The organism is Pseudomonas sp. P7548 (genome assembly GCF_013386585.1).
Classification (GTDB): Bacteria; Pseudomonadota; Gammaproteobacteria; order Pseudomonadales; family Pseudomonadaceae; genus Aquipseudomonas.
The window spans coordinates 1-2,845 of sequence record NZ_JACARO010000096.1 but is presented as its reverse complement, the minus strand read 5'-3'; the positions used below and the strand labels follow the sequence as shown (position 1 = coordinate 2,845).

The 2,845-nt window shown below is 62.1% G+C and carries 4 protein-coding genes; 1 reads left to right on the top strand and 3 read right to left on the bottom strand.

Annotation, left to right across the window (positions count from 1 at the left end):
- The 3 genes from HX803_RS29580 to HX803_RS29570 form a co-directional block, all read right to left on the bottom strand.
- Positions 1–699, bottom strand: a 699-nt coding sequence (locus HX803_RS29580) for a 3-keto-5-aminohexanoate cleavage protein (protein WP_178925672.1), incomplete at its 3' end; no start/stop codon positions are given.
- A gap of 68 nt (positions 700–767) precedes the next feature.
- Positions 768–1,556 carry an SDR family oxidoreductase gene (locus HX803_RS29575; protein ID WP_178925671.1) on the bottom strand — a complete coding sequence of 263 codons (789 nt, stop codon included), beginning with the start codon at positions 1,554–1,556 and terminating at the stop codon, positions 768–770.
- Positions 1,553–2,275, bottom strand: coding sequence for a GntR family transcriptional regulator (locus HX803_RS29570; RefSeq protein ID WP_178925670.1), 723 nt, complete (start codon positions 2,273–2,275; stop codon positions 1,553–1,555). Before HX803_RS29570 ends, HX803_RS29575 begins: the two co-directional genes overlap by 4 nt.
- Positions 2,276–2,425: 150 nt before the next feature.
- On the opposite strand from HX803_RS29570, the gene HX803_RS29565 reads away from it, so the two are divergent.
- A complete protein-coding gene (locus tag HX803_RS29565) occupies positions 2,426–2,818 on the top strand; it encodes a VOC family protein (protein ID WP_178925669.1) in 393 nt (130 codons plus the stop codon).
- The last annotated feature ends 27 nt before the right edge of the window (positions 2,819–2,845 follow it).

The following is a 2,845-nucleotide window of genomic DNA, read 5'->3' as shown; positions in this document are numbered from 1 at the left end:
GAGGATCGACCACACGTAGTCGTCGCCAAACAGGCGGTCGGCGGTGCGCCGCATATGCGCCAGGTCTTCCGGGTGCCCACCGATGCCACCGCGCAAACCGAACACCGACTGGATGAACAGCGGCGGCTTGAGCAGGCCGCGCTCCAGGAAATGCGCGGCGGTGTAGAGGTGGCCGATGTCGTAGCACTCGATCTCGAAACGGGTGCGGTTCTCGGCGCAGGAATTGAGGATGTGGGTGATGTCGCGGAAGGTGTTGCGGAAGATCCGGTCGTCACTGTCTTCGAGGTACGGGCGCTCCCAGTCGTGCTTGAAGTCAGTGAAGCGGTTGAGCATTTCATACAGGCCGAAGTTCATCGAGCCCATGTTCAACGAGGCCAGTTCCGGCTTGAACTGCATCACCGGCTGCAGGCGCTCTTCCACGCCCATGGTCGGTGCGCCACCGGTGGTGATGTTGATCACCACGTCGCTGGCAGCCTTGATCTGCGGCAGGAATTCGGCGAACAGCGCCGGGTCCTGGCTGGGGCGGCCATCGTTGGGGTCACGGGCATGCAGGTGGACAATCGCGGCGCCGGCTTCGGCGGCACCGATGGCGGCGTCGGCAATTTCCTGCGCGGTGATCGGCAAGTGCGGCGACATCGACGGCGTATGAATCGCACCGGTAACGGCGCAGGTAATGATGACAGGACGATTTTTGGACATGACGAATCTCCGACTTTTATTCTTATGAAGAAAAATCCTGGGTGCAGCGCGCAGTGTTCTTCCGTGGCTTACAGGTACTCGACGTTCCCGTCGACGCTGATCGCCTGGCCGGTCACGTTGCGTGCGGCGGGCGAACAGAGAAACAAGGCCATGGCCGCGACGTCTTCTGCGGTGACCATGCGCTTAAGCGAGATCTTGTTGAGGTATTCCTGGCGCATCTGGGCTTCGGGCACGCCGACCTGCTCGGCACGGGCGCGGATCACGCCGTCCATGCGCGGGCCTTCGACGATGCCGGGCAGCAAGGCGTTGACGCGGATATCGCTCTCGCCCAACTCCGAGGCCAGGGATTTCATCAGGCCGACGATGGCCCATTTGGTCGCCGCATACGGCGTGCGCCACGCGTAGCCCAAGCGCCCGGCCACCGAGGCGATGTGCAGCAAGTGGCCGTGGGACGATTCCTTGAGCATCGGCACCGCGTGGTGGGCAAAGCGGTATTGCGCCGTAAGGTTGATGTTGATGGTGGCTTGCCAGTCGGCGTCGCTGATCGCATCGATCCCGCCGGTAGGCCCGGCGATCCCGGCGTTGTTCACCAGCACATCGAGGCCGCCGAACTGTTCGTGCTGCACCTTGAACACCGCCTCGATTTGCGCGGCATCGCTGACATCGGCGCGGGTGGCGACGGTGCCAGGGTGCTTGTCGCGAAACGCGGCCAGGGCCGACTCGCTCACGTCACACACATGCACCTTGGCGCCTGCTTCCAGGTACGCCGCCGCCAGCACTTCACCGATGCCGGCAGCCCCGCCGGAAATCAACACACGTAACCCGGGATAGGGCTGCAACCGTTGTAGGACACTCATGCACGTTTACCTCCTGAAGCAGACGACCGCGTACGGTCGTTCTTGACGAGCAGGCGCGCCAGGGAATCGGCGGCCTGCATGATGTCATCGGTCACCGCCGCGCGAGCGCCGGCGCCATCGCGGGCGGCCAGGGCTTCGACGATGCGCGTGTGCGCCTCCATCGAGCGTTGCAGGTGAGCTTTATCGGGGGCGACCAGGGCAAAACACGGGCCCATGTGCAGCCAGAAGTTTTCCACGGCAGCCATGGTCAACTCGGCCTGGGCCACGGCGTAGATGCGCCGGTGAAACGCGAAGTTGGTCCACAGGTAGCGCGACACGTCGACTTCATCGGCGGCGTGCTGCATCTGCTGGCAGAGGTCGGTGATTTCGTCGAGGTCAGCTTTTTGCAGGCGCAGCACGGCCTTTTCAGCAAGCAAACCTTCGAGGGCAACCCGGGTATCACGGATTTCACGCAAGCGTTCGACGGTCATCAGTCGTACACGCAGACGGGAGGTTTCGGTGACTTCAAAGGCGTTTTCGGCGCTGAGGCGCTGCAGGGCTTCGCGCACCGGCATGGGGCTGGAACCGAGGGCTTCGGCGAGGCCGCGGATGGTGAGTTTCTGGCCAGGCTGGAAGCGACCGCTCATCAGCGCTTCGCGGATCTGGCGGTAGACCTGGTCTTGCAGGGTATCGCGGGATACCTGGCGCAAGGTGGGCAGGAGGAGCGGACCATCAGTCATGAGTCAAACCTGTGTTGTCGTTCTTATGGCTTCAATATGTGATCACAAATCAAATATGTCAAATAGTTTCCCGATCCGATTTCTGCTCGATTGACGGACGCAGGGCCGCTGACTCTAATGACCCCTCAACCACGCAAGGAGCGCTCAACCATGAAATTCGCCTACACCATCATCTACGTGCCGGACGTTGCGGCCTCGTTGGAATTCTTCGAAAAAGCCTTCGGGTTCAGTCGCCGTTTCCTGCATGAATCAGGCACGTATGGCGAGCTGGAAACAGGGGCTACGACCCTGTCGTTTGCCGCTCATGAACTGGGTGAAATGAATTTCGAGGGCGGGCATGTACAGGCACACGCTTCGCGCCAGCCGTTGGGGATGGAGGTGGGGTTTGTGACCGAGGATGTGTTGGCTGCGCACGCCAACGCGCTTGCGCAGGGCGCAGTAGAGCTGTCGGCGCCGACGACTAAACCCTGGGGGCAGGTGGTGTCGTATGTGCGTTGCCCGGATGGGACGCTGGTGGAGTTGTGTACGCCGATCCTGAACTGAGCGCAGGACAATGTGGGAGCGGGCTTG